The sequence below is a fragment of the Streptomyces roseus genome, assembly GCF_001044425.1.
Lineage (GTDB): Bacteria > Actinomycetota > Actinomycetes > Streptomycetales > Streptomycetaceae > Streptomyces > Streptomyces roseus.
On the sequence record NZ_LFML01000068.1, the window covers coordinates 224,795 to 241,926 of the forward strand.

A 17,132-nucleotide genomic window follows, 5' to 3' on the forward strand; every position below is an offset into this window, starting at 1 on the left:
GCACGTGGCCTGGCTCATCGCCGGCGGCTGCGACGGCGTGGTCCCCAACGGCTCCCTCGGGGAGTACCAGACCCTCACCGACGAGGAGCGGGCCCGCGTGGTCCGCACCGCCGTCGAGGCGGCCGGCGACGGCGCCCGCGTCATGCCCGGCGTCGCCGCCTACGGCAGCGCCGAGGCCCGCCGCTGGGCCGACCAGGCCGCCGGGGCCGGCGCCGGCTCCGTACTCCTGCTGCCCCCCAACGCGTTCCGGGCCGACGAGGCGACCGTACGCGCCCACTACGCCGACGTCGCCCGCGCCGGACTGCCCGTCGTCGCGTACAACAACCCCATCGACACCAAGGTGGACCTGACCCCCGGCCTGCTCGCCCGCCTGCACGGCGACGGCAGCATCGTCGCCGTCAAGGAGTTCAGCGGGGACGTCCGCCGCGCCTACGAGATCGCCGAACTCGCCCCCGGCCTCGACCTGCTCATCGGCGCCGACGACGTCCTCCTCGAACTCGCCCTCGCGGGCGCGGTCGGCTGGATCGCCGGCTACCCCAACGCCCTGCCGCGCTCCTGCGCCGAGCTCTACCGGGCCGCCGTCGCCGGGGACCTCGCCACCGCGCTGCCGCTGTACAAGTCCCTGCACTCGCTGCTGCGCTGGGACTCCAAGACCGAGTTCGTCCAGGCCATCAAGCTCTCCATGGACCTCGCGGGACGCCCCGGCGGCGCCACCCGCCCGCCCCGCTTCCCCCTCACCGGGGAGACCGAGGCGGCCGTCCGCGCCGCCACCGAGAAGGCCCTCGCCGAGGGCCACAACTGAATCCGAGGGAAGCCGGAATGCGTACGCGCCACATCTACCACGCGGTGGACTCGCACACCGAGGGCATGCCGACGCGGGTGATCACCGGGGGCGTCGGAGTGATCCCCGGCGCCACGATGGCCGAGAAGCGGCTCCACTTCATCGAGCACCTGGACCACGTCCGGACCCTGCTCATGTACGAGCCGCGCGGGCACTCCGCGATGAGCGGCGCCATCCTCCAGCCCCCCACCCGCCCCGACGCCGACTTCGGCGTGCTCTACATCGAGGTGTCGGGCCTGCTCCCCATGTGCGGACACGGGACCATCGGCGTCGCCACCGTCCTGGTCGAGACGGGCATGGTCGAGGTGGTCGAGCCGGTCACCACCGTACGGCTCGACACCCCGGCCGGACTGGTGAGCGTGGACGTCCGCGTCGAGGACGGGGCGGCCACCGCCGTCACCCTCACCAACGTCCCCTCCTTCTGCGCCGGACTCGACCTCAAGGCCGAGGTACCCGGCTTCGGCACGGTCACCTACGACCTCGCCTACGGCGGGAACTTCTACGCCTTCGTCGAACTCGACGCCCTCGGGCTCCCCTTCGACCGGGAGCGGGGGGACGAACTGCTCGCCGCGGGACTCGCCGTCATGGACGCCGTCAACGCCTCGGGCGACCGGCCGGTCCACCCCGAGAACCCCGCCATCGCCGGGGTCAAGCACGTCTACCTCGCCGCGCCCGGCTCCGACGCCCGCCGCTCCCGGCACGCCATGGCCATCCATCCGGGCTGGTTCGACCGCTCGCCGTGCGGAACGGGCACCAGCGCGCGGATGGCGCAGCTGCACGCCCGCGGCCGTCTCGCACTCGGCGCGGACTTCGTCAACGAGTCCTTCATCGGCACGCAGTTCACCGGCCGGCTGATCGGGGAGAGCTCCGTCGGTGCCCTCCCGGCCGTCGTCCCCACCGTCACCGGCCGGGCCTGGATCACCGGCACCGCCCAGTACTTCCTCGACCCCTCTGACCCCTTCCCCGCGGGGTTCCTGCTGTGAGCGCCGGGGCCGCGGGGACCTCCGTGCGGACGACCGACTACCACACCGCCGGGGAGCCCTTCCGGATCGTCGACACCGCCGGGGCCGGACTGCCGCCCGTCCCCGGGGACACCGTCGCCGAGCGCTGCGCCACCGCCATCGGCCCCGGGGGCTCCGGGACTGCCCCGCGCCGGAGCCCGCTGGACGACGTACGGCGCTTCCTCGTGCAGGAGCCGCGCGGGCACGCCGGGATGTACGGCGGGTTCGTCGTGCCCCCGGACGACGACGGGGCCCACTTCGGCGTGCTGTTCTGGCACAAGGACGGCTACTCCACCGCCTGCGGCCACGGCACGATGGCCCTCGGCGCCTGGGCCGTGGACACCGGCCGGGTCGCCGCGCCGGACGACGGGGACGCACAGGTGCGGATCGACGTGCCGTCGGGGCGGGTCGCCGCGACCGTGCATCGCGCCGGCGGCCGCACCACCGGGGTCACCTTCCGCAACGTCCCGGCCCGGGTCGGCGCCCGCAAGGTGCCGGTGGCGACCACCCTGGGCCTGGCGGAGGTGGACATCGCGCACGCCGGCGCCTGCTACGCGTCCGTCGCCGCCCGGGACCTCGGCCTGGAGGTGACGCGGGCGGCGCTGCCCGAACTCGTCCGCGCCGGACAGGAGATCCGGGCCGCGCTGGCCACCCACCCCGGGACCTGGCACCCCGGCGGACCACTGCTCTCGGGGGTCTACGGGGTGATCCTCCACGAGGAGCTGCCCGGAACCCCGTTCGGGCCGCACCAGCGCAACGTCACCGTGTTCGCCGACGGGCAGATCGACCGCTCGCCCTGCGGCTCGGGGACCTCGGCGCGCCTCGCACTGCTCGCGGAGGACGGCCGGATCGGGGCGGGGGAGGACCTGCTGCACGAGTCGGTGGTGGGCACGGTGTTCACGGGGCGGGTGGTTCCCGGGGGATCCGGGGACGGTTTTTGTACGGGCTCCCGGGACGGCTCCCGCGAGGGCGTGGTCACGGAGGTCACCGGCACGGCGTACCGCACCGGCGAGCACGCCTTCGTCCGCGATCCGCAGGACGCCCTCGGAACCGGATTCCTGCTGTGATCCCGCAGTTCGATGCGGAGCGGACGGCCGCGCTGCTGACCCCGGCCGCGGCCGCCGACGCCCTGGCCGGCGTACTGCGGGCCGGGCTGGACCCGGAGTCCTGCCCGCAGCGCTCGTCGGTGGCGGTCCCGGGCGGGGGCGAACTGCTGCTGATGCCGGCCGCGGCGGGGGCGTACGCCGGGGTGAAGATCGCCGGGGTGGCGCCCGGCAACCCCGCCCTCGGGCTCCCCCGCATCACCGGCTCGTACCTCCTGCTGGACGGGCCGACGCTGCGCCCGCTGGCCCTGTTCGACGGCGCGGCGCTCACCGCGCTGCGCACCCCGGCGGTCTCGGCGCTCGCCCTGCGGTACCTGGCGCCGGCCGGGCGGCCGCTGCGGCTGGTGCTCTTCGGCACCGGGCCGCAGGCGTACGGGCACCTCGAAGCGGTGCGGCAGGTGCGGGAGCCGGCGGGGGTGGTGGTCGTCGGCCGCAACCCGGCGGCCGCGCGGAAGCTGGCGGAGCACACCCGGGCCCTGGGGGTTCCGGCGCGCACGGGCACCCCGGCGGACGTGGCCGGCGCGGACCTGGTGCTCTGCTGCACGACGGCCCGCGAACCCCTCTTCGACGGGCGGCTGGTGGCTCCGGGGGCGACGGTGGTGGCGGTCGGCTCGCACGAGCCGGACGCCCGGGAGACCGACACCGCCCTGGTGCGGCGGGCCGCCGTGTACGTGGAGTCGCGCGCGGCGGCCCTGCGCGAGGCGGGGGATCTGCTGGTACCGGAGGCGGAGGGGGCCATCGGTCCCGGTCATATCAACGGCACCCTGGCCGACCTGGTGGCGGGCCGGATATCGGCGGGCGGGGGACAGGGTTGTCCACAGCTCTTCAAGAGTGTGGGCATGGCCTGGGAGGATCTGGCCGTGGCGGTGGCGATGTATCACGCCGCCGGAGGAACCACCGCTCGGGGACCAAGCGCAACGTGACATTGTACGCTGGTCCTCTGCACCCGGTGGTGCAACGCCGGTTCGGAGGAAAAGCAATGGGTGACCTGAAGCAGCACAGCCTCATCAAGGCCCAGGAACGGCTCCGCGACCAGGTCGGCCACGCCCTCCGAGCAGCCCTGATAGCGGGTGAACTGCGCCCCGGAAGCGTCTACTCTGCGCCCGGCCTCGCCGCCGAGCTCGGGGTCTCCGCCACACCGGTCCGCGAGGCGATGCTCGACCTCGCCCGCGAGGGCCTGGTGGAACCCGTCCGCAACAAGGGCTTTCGGATCACCGAGGTCAGCGAGCGGGACCTGGACCAGTACACCGAACTGCGCACGATGATCGAGGTCCCGACCATCGGCCGGATCGCGAAGATCGCCACGGCGGAGCAGCTGGAGGAGCTGCGCCCCATCGCCGAGGAGATCGTCACCAGCGCCCGCGAGCACAACCTCATCGGCTACCTGGAGGCGGACCGCCGCTTCCACCTCTCCCTGCTGGCCCTGGCGGGCAACGACCGCCTGGTCGAGACCGTCGGCGACCTGCGCAAGCGCTCGCGGCTGTACGGACTGACGGGGCTGGACGAGGCCGGAAAGCTGGTCTCCTCCGCCGAGGAGCACATCGAGCTGCTCGACCTGATGATCGCCGGCGATGCGGAGGCGGCGGAAGCCTGCATGACCCGCCACCTCGGCCACGTCCGCTCCCTCTGGGCCCAGGGCCGGGACGAACCGGTGGGCCGCACCCCGGGAGGCCTCGGCTCGGGCATCCAGGGCGTCTAGGCGCCAACGCGCCAAGGCCTCGACGCGCCAAGGGGTGGCGCGCGGGCTCGGGGATCCGCGGCGCGGCGACGAGGCGCCGCGGGTCGCTCAGCCGTCGAGCCGGCGCCTGCGCCCCGGCCCGGTCGGGTGCGTGCCGGTGATGCCCATGACCACCGAGTAGAGGCTGGTTTCCGCGGTGATGAAGAGGCGGTTGTGCTCGGCGCCGCCGAAGGCGATGTCGGAGACCGTTTCGGGGACGTTGAGCCGTCCGATCAGGGTGCCGTCGGGGTCGTAGCAGTGCACGCCGTCGTCCATCGCGGCCGCCCAGGGCCTGCCGCCGTCGTCGAAGCGGAGGCTGTCGAAGCGGGCCCTGCCGGGCGCCGCTTCGGCCCAGACCCTGCCCTCGGACAGCGTGCCCTCGTCGCGTACGTCGAAGACCCGGATGAAGCCGCCAACCCGCCCTCGTTCGGCGGGATTTGGACACGGCTGGATAACGGCGGCACCAACCCCTTGTCAGTACAATTTCACATTACTATGTTACCGGTCACATCATAGAGCGCGGCCCTTCACTGGAGTGACCCATGACCAAGCGCACCCAACTCGCCCTCGCCACCGCCCTCGTGGCGGCACTCGCACTCGGTGCCTCGGGCTGCTCCGACCCCAAGAAGGGCTCGGCGGGCGCCGGTTCGGGCAACCCCGCCGCCGCCAACGACGGCAAGGTCCTCGGCGGCACCCCGGTCAAGGGCGGGACCCTGACCGTCCTGTCCAACCAGGACTTCTCCCACCTCGACCCCGCCCGCAACTGGGTCATGCCGGCCATGGACTTCGGCACCCGCCTCCTCTACCGCACCCTGGTCACCTTCAAGGCCGAGCCCGGCAAGGGCGGCAGCGAGCTCGTCCCGGACCTCGCCACCGACCTCGGCACCCCCTCCAACGGCGGCAAGACCTGGACGTTCACCCTCAAGGAGGGCGTCAAGTACGAGGACGGCTCGCCCGTCAAGGCGCAGGACATCAAGTACAACGTGGAGCGCTCCTTCGCCCCCGACCTGACCGGCGGCCCCGACTACGCGGCCCAGTACCTGGCCGGCGGCGAGGGGTACAAGGGGCCGCTCCAGGGGCAGCACCTCGACTCGGTCAAGACCCCCGACGACCGCACGATCGTCTTCGAACTGAAGCGCCCGGTCGCGGAGTTCTCCGCCACCGCCACCCTCCCCACCTTCGCCCCGGTGCCGCAGGCCCAGGAGAAGGGCACCCAGTACGACGCCCGGCCGTTCTCCTCCGGCCCGTACAAGATCGAGACGTACGACCGCGACAAGAAGCTCGTCCTCGTCCGCAACGAGCACTGGGACCCGAAGACCGACACCGTGAGGAAGGCCTACCCCGACAAGTACGTCGTGGTCATGGGCCTCAAGGGCGGCCAGATCGACGACCGGATCATCGCCGGCGAGGGCGCCGACGCCTCGGCCGTCCAGTACATGGACATGCGCCCCGAGAGCGCCCCCAAGGTGCTCCCGAAGCCTGAGGTCAAGGCGCGCCTGCTCGCCGAGTCCCAGGGCTGTACCGAGATGCTCTACCTCAACAACTCCCGGGCGCCCTTCAACGATCCCAAGGTCCGCGAGGCCATGCAGTACGCCGTCGACAAGGAGGCCGTGATCACGGCGGGCGGTGGTCCGGCCCTCAACGAGATCGCCACCGCCTACCTGCCCCCGGCGCTCTCCGGCGGCAAGCAGGCCGACACCCTCAAGATCGCCCCGGCGGGCGACCCGGCCAAGGCCAAGGAGCTCCTCAAGGCCGCCGGCAAGGAGTCGCTGAAGGTCTCCCTCGCCGTCTCCACCGGCGACAAGGGCAAGGCCGAGGCCATCCAGCAGGGGCTGTCCCGCGCCGGCATCGAGGTCGTCGTCGACACCATCGACCCGGGCGCGTACTACGACGTGATCGGCGACCTCTCCACCACGCCCGACATGACGCTCTCCGGCTGGTGTCCCGACTACCCCTCCGGCTCCACCTGGATCCCCTTCGTCTTCGACGGACGCACCATCAAGGAGAAGGGCAACCAGGGCAACAACAGCCAGTTCCGCGACGAGGCCACCATGAAGCGGATCGACGAGATCAACGCCATGGCCGACGCCAAGCAGGCCAACCAGGCCTGGATCGACCTCGACGCCGAGATCATGAAGAAGTCCCCGGCCGTCCCGGTCCTGCTGGAGCGCAAGCCGCTGCTCGTCGGCCCCAACATCGCCGGCGCCTACGGCCACCCGGTGTGGACCGGCACCATCGACTACGCGACCGTCGGCCTGAAGGACCCCTCGAAGAGCCAGGGCTGAGGGATACGGAGCCCGACACCATGACCACCACCGCACCCGGAGCCGGAGGCGAGGCCCCCAAGGCCCCGGCCCAGGCTCCGGCCGGAGCCCCCGCCCCGGGCCCCGCGGCCGCCGGGGACGGCCGCGCGCCGGCCGCCGCCCGCCCCACCGGCAGCAGCCCCTGGCGGCTCGCCGGGCGCGAGCTGGGCCGCCGCCCCGCCGTCCGCGTCAGCCTCTGCGTCGTCCTCCTCTTCGTCCTGATGGCCGCCACCGCCCCCTGGCTGGGCGCACTCGGCGGCTGGTCCCCCGAGGAGTTCGACAAGTCCGCCATCGACCCCTACCTCGGCGGCCAGCCCCTCGGCTCCCTCGGCGGGATCAGCCCCGAACACTGGCTCGGCGTCGAACCCGTCACCGGCCGCGACCTGTTCGCCCGCGTCGTCCACGGCGCCCAGGTCTCCCTCCTCATCGCCTTCGCCGCGACCGCCATCGTCGTCATCGCGGGCACCGCCGCCGGGATCGCCGCCGGCTACTTCGGCGGGCGCACCGACACGCTCCTGTCCCGCCTGATGGACCTGACCATGTCCTTCCCCTCCCTCATCTTCATGATCGCGATGCTGTCGGTGGCCAAGGACGTCAACCGGATCGTGCTGATGACCGCCGTCATCGGCCTCTTCGGCTGGCCCGGCGTCGCCCGCGTCGTCCGCGGCCAGACCCTCTCCCTCAAGCACCGCGAGTACGTGGACGCCGCCCGCGTCGGCGGCGCCGGCCCCTGGCGGATCCTGACCCGCGACATCCTCCCGGGCGTCTCCGGCCCGGTCATCGCCTACACCACCCTGCTCATCCCCGGCATGATCAGCACCGAGGCCGCGCTCAGCTACCTCGGCGTGGGCGTCCGCCCGCCGACCCCGTCCTGGGGCCAGATGATCGCCGAGTCCGTGGCCTTCTACGAGACCGACCCCATGTACTTCGTCATCCCGAGCACCTTCCTCTTCCTCGCGGTACTCGCCTTCACCCTGCTCGGCGACGCCCTGCGCGACATCCTCGACCCGAGGGGCGGCCGCAGTTGATCCTCTACCTCGCGCGCCGGCTGCTCGCCCTCGCGGGCGTCCTGCTCGCCATCGCCGCCGTCACCTTCCTCATCTTCTACGTCCTGCCCACCGACCCGGCCGCGGCCGCCTGCGGCAAGACCTGCAGCGCCGAACGGCTGGCCGACGTACGGGCGTACCTGGGCCTGGACCAGCCGCTCTGGCGGCAGTTCGCCGACTTCCTCGGCGGCATCTTCACCGGCCGCACCCTCGGCACCGGCCAGTACGCCGTCCAGTGCGACTTCCCCTGCCTGGGCTACTCGTACGAGAACTCCCTGCCCGTGTGGGACCTGCTGATGGACCGGCTCCCGGTCTCCGCCTCCCTCGCCGTCGGCGCCGCGGCGCTGTGGCTGCTGCTCGGCCTCGGCGCCGGGGTCACCGCCGCCCTGCGCAAGGACACCGCCACCGACAAGGCCCTGATGGTCGGCGCGGTCGCCGCCGCCTCGCTGCCCGTGTACTTCACCTCCGTCATGCTGATCTACGGGTTCATCCGGGTCGCCGGGCTCCTGCCCTACCCGAGCTACCGGGCCTTCACCGACGACCCGCTCTCCTGGGCGGCCAACCTGCTGCTGCCCTGGACCGCGCTCGCCCTGCTGTACGCGGCCATGTACGCCCGCCAGAGCCGCGGCTCCATGATCGAGGCCATGGCCGAGCCGTACATCCGTACCGCCCGCGCCAAGGGCATGCCCGAGCGCACCGTCGTCGTCAAACACGGCCTGCGCTCCGCGATGACCCCGATCCTCACCATCTTCGGCATGGACCTCGGCGGACTGCTCGCCGGAGCCGTCATCACCGAATCCATCTTCGGACTCCCGGGCATCGGGCGGTTGTTCTACGGGGCGCTGGTCGGCTCCGACCAGCCCGTGGTCCTCGGGGTCACGCTGCTCGCCGCCTTCTTCATCGTCGTCGCCAACCTCGTCGTCGACCTCCTGTACGCCGTCATCGACCCGAGGGTGAGGTACTGATGGCCGACGTTCCCGACGCCCCTCTGCTCGAAGTGCGCGACCTGCACGTCACCTTCGCCACCCCGCACGGGCCCGTACGGGCCGTCGACTCGCTCGGCTTCACCGTCGAGGCCGGGCGCACCCTCGGCATCGTCGGCGAGTCCGGATCGGGCAAGTCCGTCACCTCGCTCGCGGTCATGGGCCTGCACCGGGGGGCCGAGGTGGGCGGCTCCATCGCGCTCGCCGGGCAGGAGCTCACCGGCATGTCCGAGAAGCGGCTGTCCCGGCTGCGCGGCCGGAAGATGGCCATGATCTTCCAGGACCCGCTGTCCAGCCTGCACCCCTACTACACGGTCGGCGAGCAGATCGCCGAGCACGTCCGCGTCCACTTCAAGGCCGGGCGGGCCGCCGCGCGCAAGCGGGCCGTCGACATGCTCGGCGAGGTCGGCATACCGGAGCCGGCCCGGCGCGCCGGGGAGTACCCGCACCAGTTCTCCGGCGGCATGCGCCAGCGCGCGATGATCGCCATGGCCCTGGCGTGCGAGCCAGATCTGCTGATCGCCGACGAGCCCACCACGGCCCTCGACGTGACCGTGCAGGCGCAGATCCTGGAGCTCATCGCCCGGCTCCAGCAGGAGCGCGGCCTCGGCGTCGTGATGATCACCCATGACCTGGGGGTCGTCGCCCGCGTCGCCCACGAGGTGCTGGTCATGTACGGCGGCCGGGCCGCCGAACAGGCCGGGGTCGACGAGCTGTTCGCCGGACCCGCGCATCCGTACACCCGGGGCCTGCTCGACTCGCTGCCCCGGCTCGACGACGCCGACGACGAGCCGCTGCGGGCCATCCCCGGCTCCCCGCCCTCCCTGCTCGCACCCGCCCCGGGGTGCGCCTTCGCCCCGCGGTGCGGCCTCGCCGCCGCGGGCACCCCGGACCAGCGCGGCCGCTGCGCCACCGAGCGCCCCGAGCTGCGTCCCCACGGCGCCGGCCCGCACACCGCCGCCTGCCATTTCGCGGGAGCGGGCACCCCGGCGTCCGCGCCGCCCGCGAGGACAGCGCCGCCCGCATCGCCCGCAAGGACAGCGCCAGCCGCGCCGCCCGCAAGGACCACTCCGCCCGCGACGACCACTCCGGAGGCGAACCGATGACCGTGGAGGCCCGCCCCCCGGACACCACCGCACGCGCGGAGGGGGCGGCGGCGGACCCGGCGCCGTCCGGGCCGCTGCTCAGCGTGCGCGACCTGACCATGACCTTCCCCGGCAGACGCTCCGCGTCCGGACGCCGGGGGGCGCCCGTGCGCGCCGTCGACGGGGTCTCCTTCGACCTCGCGGCGGGCGAGACCCTCGGCCTCGTCGGGGAGTCGGGCTGCGGAAAGTCCACCACCGGCCGGATGCTGGTGAGACTGCTGGAACCCACGTCCGGGAGCATCACCTTCGACGGACGGGACATCACGAGGCTGTCGCAGCGCGGGCTGCGCCCGCACCGGCGCCACCTCCAGATGGTCTTCCAGGACCCGCACTCCTCCCTCAACCCCCGCCAGACCGTGGCCCGGATCATCTGCGACCCGCTGCTCGTCCAGGGCTGGTCCGCCACCGACGCCCGCCGCCGGGCGGCCGAGCTGATGGACCTGGTGGGGCTGATCCCCGAGCAGATCGACCGCTACCCGCACGAGTTCTCCGGCGGCCAGGCCCAGCGCATCGGGATCGCCCGCTCACTGGCCACCAGCCCCCGGCTGATCGTCGCCGACGAGCCGGTCTCGGCCCTCGACGTCTCCGTACAGGCCCAGATCGTCAACCTGATGGAGCGGCTGCGCCGCGAACTGGGCCTGGCGTACGTGTTCATCGCGCACGACCTGTCCGTGGTGAAGCGGGTCAGCGACCGGGTCGCCGTCATGTACCTCGGCAGGATCGTCGAGATCGGCGAGAAGCGGGCCCTGTACGAGAGCCCCCAGCACCCGTACACCCGGGCGCTGCTGTCCGCCGTACCGCTGCCGGACCCGGCGGCCGAGCGGCGGCGCGAGCGGATCGTGCTGCTCGGCGACCCGCCGAGCCCGGCCGCCCCGCCCCCGGGCTGCACGTTCCATCCGCGCTGCCCGAAGGCACAGGAGGTCTGCCGCACCGAGCGCCCGCTGCTGCGGATCGCCGCCTCCCGCGAGGTGGCCTGCCACTTCCCCGGTGACTGACGGGGATCCAGGGGAAGAAAGGACCCCGGGCCGATCATCTCGGCCCGGGGTCCTCCCGCTGTCGCGCCGATGGCATGATCGCGGCGTGATCACCGACACCACCCGGCCGGGCCCCGCGAGATTCGTCCTCTTCGACGTCGACGGCACGTTGATCGACGCGGTGGCGAACCAGCGCCGGGTCTGGGCGGCCTGGGCGGTGCGCCACGGACTCGATCCCGACGCGGTCCACCGCGTGGCGCTGCGGACCCGTCCCCTGGAGACCTTCGCGGAGGTGGCGCCGGGCCGGGATCCGCAGGCGTGCCTGGCCGCGCTGCACGAGCTGGAGGACGAGGACGTCCGCCGCGGCGTCTACGGCGCCTTCCCGGGCGCCTCGGAGCTGCTGACCGGGCTGCCCCCGGGGCACTGGGCGCTGGTGACCTCGAACTACGAGCACCGGGTGCGCGGGCGGTTCGCCCGGACCGGACTGCCGGTTCCGGGCGTGCTCGTGGACGCCGGCGCCGTGGCCGAGGGCAAGCCGTCGCCGGCCCCCTACCTGTTGGCCGCGGAGCGCCTCGGCGCCAGGCCGCAGGACTGCCTGGTCGTCGAGGACGCTCCGTCCGGCGTCGAGTCGGGGCTGCGGGCCGGCATGACGGTCTGGGGGGTCAACGCACCGGCTCCGGTGGAGGGCGTGCACCGCCACTTCGCGAGCCTGCACGAGGCGGCGCCCGCGATCCTCGCCTTCGCGGCGGGCCGGGCGGGCCGGGCGGCCCCGGCGTGATCGGCGAGGCCGCCGAGACCCTCGATACCTCCGAGGCACCCGAGACTTCCTAAGCGAGTTCCCGGCGGAAGAACTCCAGTTCCAGTGCCGTGATCTTCTCCCGGATGCCGTTCGGGGTCATGTGCGTGACCCCGGGGAGGGCCAGGAGCTGGTGCGGGCGGCCCGCGTCGGTCAGGGCCTGCGAGAGCCGCAGGGTGTGCGACGGGTGGACGTTGTCGTCGGCCAGGCCGGTGATCAGCAGCAGCGGCCGGACCAGGCTCGGGGCGTCGGGGACGAGGGAGTCCCGCTCGTAGACGTCCGGGTGGTCCTGGGGCAGTCCTAGGTACCGCTCGGTGTACGCCGTGTCGTACTGCCGGAAGTCGGTCGGCGCGGCCCCGGCCGCCGCCGCGTGGAAGACGTCCGGACGGCGCAGCACCGCCATCGCGGAGAGGTAGCCGCCGTACGACCACCCGCGCACCCCGACCCGGCCGAGGTCCAGGTCCGGGTGGCGCAGGGCGAGGGCGTGCAGGGCCGCGACCTGGTCGTCCAGGGTGACCTCGGAGAACCCGCGGTACATGGCGTGGGTGAAGGCGGGGGACACGTACGGGGTGCCGCGGTTGTCGACGGTGACCACCGCGAAGCCGCGGTCGGCCCACCACTGCCGCTGCTGCCAGCGGCGCGGCTCGGCGGACACGTCCTGGTACCCGGGGCCGCCGTAGCTGTCCATCAGCACGGGCAGCCGCCGGCCCGGGACGTGGCCGCGGGGGAGGACCAGCGCGGTCGGGATGCCGTGCTCGGTGACCCGCTCCAGCACCGGCACCACCCGGTAGGGCAGCGGAGCGGACAGGTCCCGGGGTACGAACTCGCGCCCGTCGGCGGTGCGTACGGTCCGCCGCACCCCGTCGGCGTCGGCGCTGGTGAGCAGCAGGGTCCCGGCGCCGGCGTGCACGCCGTGCACCCCGGGTCCGTCCGCGAGCGGGGTCAGCTCCCCGGTGGCCGGATCGAGCAGGAGCACCTGCTGCTCGGAGGGGTCGCGCTGCCCGGCCTCGATCAGCAGCCGGCCCTGGTGGACCCCGGCCACCCGGCGGACCTGGATCCCGTCGCCGGTCAGGAGCTTCCCGTCGACGGCGAGGGCGCGCGCGGCGCCGCCGTCGGTGTCGGCGCTGGTGAGCATCCGTCCGTCGGCGAGGCGGGCCGGGGTGCCGGGCACCAGCGGGTCGACCCACTGGGGGTGTTCGGTGCGCGACAGCTCGCGGGTGCGGCCGGTGGCCGGGTCGGCGCTGAGCAGCAGCACGCTCTGCTGGAGCCGGTCCTGGACGGTCAGCAGGATCTCCGCCGGCGACTCCCAGCCGGCGTCGGAGACGTAGGGGTAGCGCGCCGCGTCCCAGTCCAGCCGCACGCGGGGGCCGTCTTCGCCGAGCACCCACAGCTGGACCTCGGCGTTGGGCCCGCCCGCCTCGGGGTAGGCGAAGTCCTCGGCCGGGAGCTCGGGGTGAGCGGGGTCGGCGAAGTGGCGCCGCTGGAGGGCGGATTCGTCGACGCGGGCGGCGAGCAGGGTCCGTCCGTCGGGGGACCACCAGTGGCCCCGGTCGCGGCCCAGCTCCTCGGCGGCGGCGAACTCCGCGAGGCCCCAGCGGGCCCCGTCGTCGGGGCTGACCCGGCCGCCGGGGTGGGTGTGCAGGGCGTCGTCGGCGACGTACGCGGTACGGGAGCCGTCGGCGTTGGGGCGCGGGTCGAGGGCGGGCCCGGCGGCCGGGATCTCCTCGGGACCGCCCCAGCCTTCGGCGCCGCCCTCGCGACTCACCCGGTACAGGCGCCCGTACAGCGCGAACACCGCGCTGCGGCCGTCGCCGGAGAGCGCGTACGAGCCGATCCCGGCGGCCACGAGCCGGATCCGCTCGCGCAGCCGGCGCTCGGCGACCGGCAGGACGCCCGGCTCGGGGGAGAGCTCCCGGGGATCGGCGAGCAGGGTTTCGGTGCCGGTGGCCGTGTCCAGGACCCAGAGGCTGTCGAAGGCGTCGGTGGGGCCCGTGGAGCGGAGGAACCAGAGGAGCCGGCCGTCGTCCCCGAAGGAGAACGCGCGCGGGGCGCCGTACGTGAAGCGGCCGGTGCTCGCGGAGAGCCTGAGGAAGTCATCCATGATCGTAGTGTGTCATGTGAAATGGCACACTGTACATGTCATGCAGCCTAGGCCATTCGAGTGGTGTACCCCAGGGAGCGGGTTTAGCGTCGACAAGGTGGACCAGAACACAGCGCCGACCCACAGCGGGACCGACGGCGGCAAGCTCAGCGGAAGCGGCAACGGCCTCGCGCTGTTCGTCATCGCGTCCTGCCAGCTCATGGTCGTCCTCGACATCACCATCGTGAACATCGCGCTGCCGCACATCCAGACCGCCCTCGGCTTCTCCACAGAAAGCCTGTCCTGGGTCGTCAACGCCTACACCCTCACCTTCGGCGGACTCCTCCTCCTCGGCGGGCGCACCGGCGACATCCTCGGCCGCAAACGCGTGTTCATCTTCGGCATCCTGCTCTTCGGCCTGGCCTCGCTGCTCGGCGGCCTCGCACAGAACGAGGGCCAGCTGATGGGCGCCCGGGCGCTCCAGGGAGTCGGCGGCGCCATCGCCTCCCCGACCGCCCTGGCGCTGATCACCACCACGTTCCGGGAAGGCCCGGCGCGCAACCGGGCGTTCGGCGTGTTCGCCGCCGTCTCGGCGGGCGGCGGCGCGATCGGGCTGCTGGCCGGCGGCATCCTCGTCGAATGGCTCGACTGGCGCTGGGTGCTCTTCGTCAACGTCCCGATCGCCGTGGCCATCGCGGTGATGGCCGTACGGGTCATCCGCGAGTCCACGCGCCACCCCGGCCACTTCGACCTCGCCGGCGCGCTGCTGTCCACCCTGGGCATGGTCGCCCTCGTCTACGGCTTCATCCGCGCCTCCCAGGAGGGCTGGACCGACCCGTACACCCTGGGCTCCTTCGGCGCGGCCGTGGTCCTGCTCCTGCTGTTCGTCCTCAACGAACGGCGCTCGCCGCAGCCGATCACCCCGCTGCACATGTTCGCCGACCGCAACCGGGCCGGCTCGTACGGCATCATGCTCTTCCTCGCCTGCGCGATGTTCGGCATGTTCTTCTTCCTGACCCTGTTCGTGCAGAACGTGCTCGGCTTCAGCCCCATCCAGGCCGGCCTAGCGTTCCTGCCGGTGAGCGCCGTCATCGCCGTCGGCGCGGGCATCACCTCCCAGCTGCTGCCCCGCGTCGGGCCCAAACCCTTCATGGTGGCGGGCGCCCTGTGCTCGGCGGCGGGGCTGGCCTGGCTGACGCAGACCGACGTCCACTCGACGTACCTCGGCAGCATCCTGGGCCCGGTGCTCGTGTTCAGCCTCGGCATGGGCATGCAGTTCGTCTCGCTGACCCTGATGGCCCTGTCCAACGTCGCCGACCGGGAGTCGGGCGCGGCCTCCGGACTCCTCAACACGACGCAACAGGTGGGCGGATCGCTGGGCCTGTCGATCCTGGTCACGGTCTTCGGCACGGCCAGCCGCAACGAGGCCCACGACCAGGTCCCCGCCTTCCTGAGCCAGGCCGACCCCGCCCAGAAGGCCCTCTTCCTGCGCACCGGACAGCTCCCGGACCCGTGGGGCGACCAGGTGCTCGCCTCGGGCGTGAGCGCCGCGTTCGTCGTCGCCGCGGCCTTCGCCCTGGTCGCGGCGGTCATCGCCCTGGTGGTGATCCAGGTACGCCCCTCGGACCTGGAACGCCTCAAGGGCGACCACGCTCCGGCGGCGGTCTGACGGCCCTTCCGGCGGCGGCTGCCGCCCGGTGACCCGGATCCGGCAGCTTCGAGGACGGCTAACGATGGGTACCGCGGATCCGGCAGCGGACCGGGCCGTGCGCCTGGAGGGTGATCCCGGCGGTGACCGGGACGTCGGTGTCCACGGCCTCGAACTCGTACGCGCGCAGGATCATCGCCAGCGCGATCACCGACTCCAGCATCGAGAAGTGCTGTCCGATACAGGCGCGCGGGCCGCCCCCGAACGGGAACCAGGCGTAGCGGGGGCGTGCGGCCTCCGCCTGCGGAGTGAAGCGGTCCGGGTCGAAGCGGTCGGGATCCGGCCAGTGGCGCGGGTCGCGGTGCGTCACCCACGGGGCCACGATCACGTTCGCGCCCGCCGGGATCGTCAGCCCGCCGACCTCGGTGGCCGCGACCGCGCTGCGCCCGATGACCGGGGCCGCCGGGAAGAGCCGCATCGCCTCCTTGAGGACCCGCGTGAGGTAGGGGAGCCGGTCGAGGTCGGCCGCCTCCGGCGTACGGTCGCCCAGGACACGGGAGACCTCCTCGCGGGCCCGCGCCTGCTGCTCGGGGTGGCGGGCCAGCAGGTGCAGGGAGAAGGCGAGCGAGGTAGCGGTCGTCTCGTGCCCGGCGAGCAGGAAGATCAATACCTGGTCGCGCAGTTCGGCGGCGTCGAACGCCCCGTCGTCCGTGCTGGAGGCGGCGGCGAGCATGCCGAGCAGGTCCTCGCCGGAACCCTCGCCCGCGGCCGTACCGTCATTGCGCCGGGCGGCGATGATGGCGTCGCAGGCCGCGTACAGCTCGTCCATCGCGGCGGCCGCCCGGCGGTTGCCCGGAGTGGGCCAGCCGCGCGGGATGTTGGCGGGGGAGTAGCCGCGGCGCAGCACGTACTCGGTGATGACCGGAAAACACCGGTCGACGACGTCGACGGTGGCCTCCACGTCGGTGCCGAAGAGGATGCGGGCGACCGCGCGCAGGGCGAGCCGCATCATCTCGTCGCGGACGTCGACCACGCCGCCCGGCGCCCGTTCCCAGCCCGCGACGACGGCCCGGGTCTCGGCGGCGACGGCGCCGGCGTACCCGTCGACCCGCCGCTTGGTGAACAGCGGCTGCACGAGCCGCCGCTGGCGCAGGTAGTCCTCGTCCTGGCTGGTCAGCAGGCCGTTGCCGAAGGAGTCCCGGACCTCCTGGTAGAAGGTGTTGTCCTTGCGGAAGTTGGCCGACTCCGAGGCCAGGACCTGCTGCGCGCCCTCGGCGGAGAAGACGCAGTACAGCTCGGCGCGCAGCCCGGGCGGGCCGGCGGTGATCCGTACGATGTCGCCGTGCCGCCGCTGGGCGCGCAGGTAGGTCCCGAGGGAGTCCGATGTCAGATCGAGGAGGGAACCGAGCAACGGAACCCCGCTCAGCGTCGGGACCTCCGCACCGCCGCCGCTCCCGCTCCCGGACCCCGTACGTGTCCCCACTGCCATGGCCGC

Annotated in this window: 14 protein-coding genes and 1 pseudogene; 12 read left to right on the plus strand and 3 right to left on the minus strand. The window is 73.3% G+C overall.

Annotation, left to right across the window (positions count from 1 at the left end; all coding sequences use genetic code 11):
- The 5 genes from ACS04_RS18090 to ACS04_RS18110 all read left to right on the plus strand — a co-directional run.
- Positions 1-802 (plus strand): dihydrodipicolinate synthase family protein (locus tag ACS04_RS18090; protein ID WP_048477660.1); only part of this gene is annotated, 802 nt, incomplete at its 5' end.
- 17 nt (positions 803-819) lie between these two features.
- Complete coding sequence (locus ACS04_RS18095) at positions 820-1,824, plus strand: proline racemase family protein (protein WP_048477661.1); 1,005 nt, start codon at positions 820-822, stop codon at positions 1,822-1,824.
- On the plus strand, positions 1,821-2,909 hold the full coding sequence (locus ACS04_RS18100; RefSeq protein WP_048477662.1) for a proline racemase family protein: 1,089 nt from the start codon (positions 1,821-1,823) through the stop codon (positions 2,907-2,909). Before ACS04_RS18095 ends, ACS04_RS18100 begins: the two co-directional genes overlap by 4 nt.
- Complete coding sequence (locus ACS04_RS18105; RefSeq protein WP_245236431.1) at positions 2,906-3,868, plus strand: ornithine cyclodeaminase family protein; 963 nt, start codon at positions 2,906-2,908, stop codon at positions 3,866-3,868. The genes ACS04_RS18100 and ACS04_RS18105 overlap by 4 nt, the downstream gene beginning before the upstream one ends.
- 56 nt (positions 3,869-3,924) lie before the next feature.
- The gene (locus ACS04_RS18110; protein ID WP_048477663.1) at positions 3,925-4,644 is read left to right on the plus strand and encodes a GntR family transcriptional regulator; all 720 of its coding nucleotides are present in this window, start codon (positions 3,925-3,927) and stop codon (positions 4,642-4,644) included.
- A gap of 87 nt (positions 4,645-4,731) precedes the next feature.
- Here ACS04_RS18110 and ACS04_RS18115 read toward each other — a convergent pair.
- A pseudogene (locus ACS04_RS18115) lies at positions 4,732-5,073 on the minus strand (SMP-30/gluconolactonase/LRE family protein); the annotation flags it as partial.
- Positions 5,074-5,204: 131 nt separating this feature from the next.
- Between ACS04_RS18115 and ACS04_RS18120 the strand changes: the two are divergent.
- The 6 genes from ACS04_RS18120 (at position 5,205) to ACS04_RS18145 (ending at position 11,891) form a co-directional block, all read left to right on the plus strand.
- Positions 5,205-6,947, plus strand: a complete 1,743-nt coding sequence (locus ACS04_RS18120) for an ABC transporter substrate-binding protein (RefSeq protein ID WP_048477664.1) — start codon at positions 5,205-5,207, stop codon at positions 6,945-6,947.
- Between the two features lie 20 nt (positions 6,948-6,967).
- Complete coding sequence (locus tag ACS04_RS18125; protein WP_048477665.1) at positions 6,968-7,993, plus strand: ABC transporter permease; 1,026 nt, start codon at positions 6,968-6,970, stop codon at positions 7,991-7,993.
- Positions 7,990-8,976, plus strand: coding sequence for an ABC transporter permease (locus ACS04_RS18130; RefSeq protein WP_048477666.1), 987 nt, complete (start codon positions 7,990-7,992; stop codon positions 8,974-8,976). The genes ACS04_RS18125 and ACS04_RS18130 overlap by 4 nt, the downstream gene beginning before the upstream one ends.
- A complete protein-coding gene (locus ACS04_RS18135; protein ID WP_078864912.1) occupies positions 8,976-10,100 on the plus strand; it encodes an ABC transporter ATP-binding protein in 1,125 nt (374 codons plus the stop codon). The genes ACS04_RS18130 and ACS04_RS18135 overlap by 1 nt, the downstream gene beginning before the upstream one ends.
- 98 nt (positions 10,101-10,198) lie before the next feature.
- Positions 10,199-11,134, plus strand: a complete 936-nt coding sequence (locus tag ACS04_RS18140) for an ABC transporter ATP-binding protein (protein WP_107438639.1) — start codon at positions 10,199-10,201, stop codon at positions 11,132-11,134.
- 85 nt (positions 11,135-11,219) lie between these two features.
- Positions 11,220-11,891 (plus strand): HAD family hydrolase, encoded by a 672-nt coding sequence (locus ACS04_RS18145; RefSeq protein WP_048477668.1) that lies wholly within the window; start codon positions 11,220-11,222, stop codon positions 11,889-11,891.
- Positions 11,892-11,940: 49 nt separating this feature from the next.
- Here ACS04_RS18145 and ACS04_RS18150 read toward each other — a convergent pair whose 3' ends face one another.
- Positions 11,941-14,010, minus strand: a complete 2,070-nt coding sequence (locus ACS04_RS18150) for a S9 family peptidase (protein WP_048477669.1) — start codon at positions 14,008-14,010, stop codon at positions 11,941-11,943.
- Between the two features lie 97 nt (positions 14,011-14,107).
- Between ACS04_RS18150 and ACS04_RS18155 the strand changes: the two genes are divergently transcribed.
- Entirely contained in the window at positions 14,108-15,658 is a 1,551-nt protein-coding gene (locus ACS04_RS18155) for an MFS transporter (RefSeq protein WP_048477670.1), read from the plus strand.
- A gap of 58 nt (positions 15,659-15,716) precedes the next feature.
- Here the strand turns inward: ACS04_RS18155 and ACS04_RS18160 are convergent, their stop codons facing one another.
- On the minus strand, positions 15,717-17,126 hold the full coding sequence (locus ACS04_RS18160) for a cytochrome P450 (RefSeq protein WP_048477671.1): 1,410 nt from the start codon (positions 17,124-17,126) through the stop codon (positions 15,717-15,719).
- Positions 17,127-17,132: the final 6 nt, after the last annotated feature.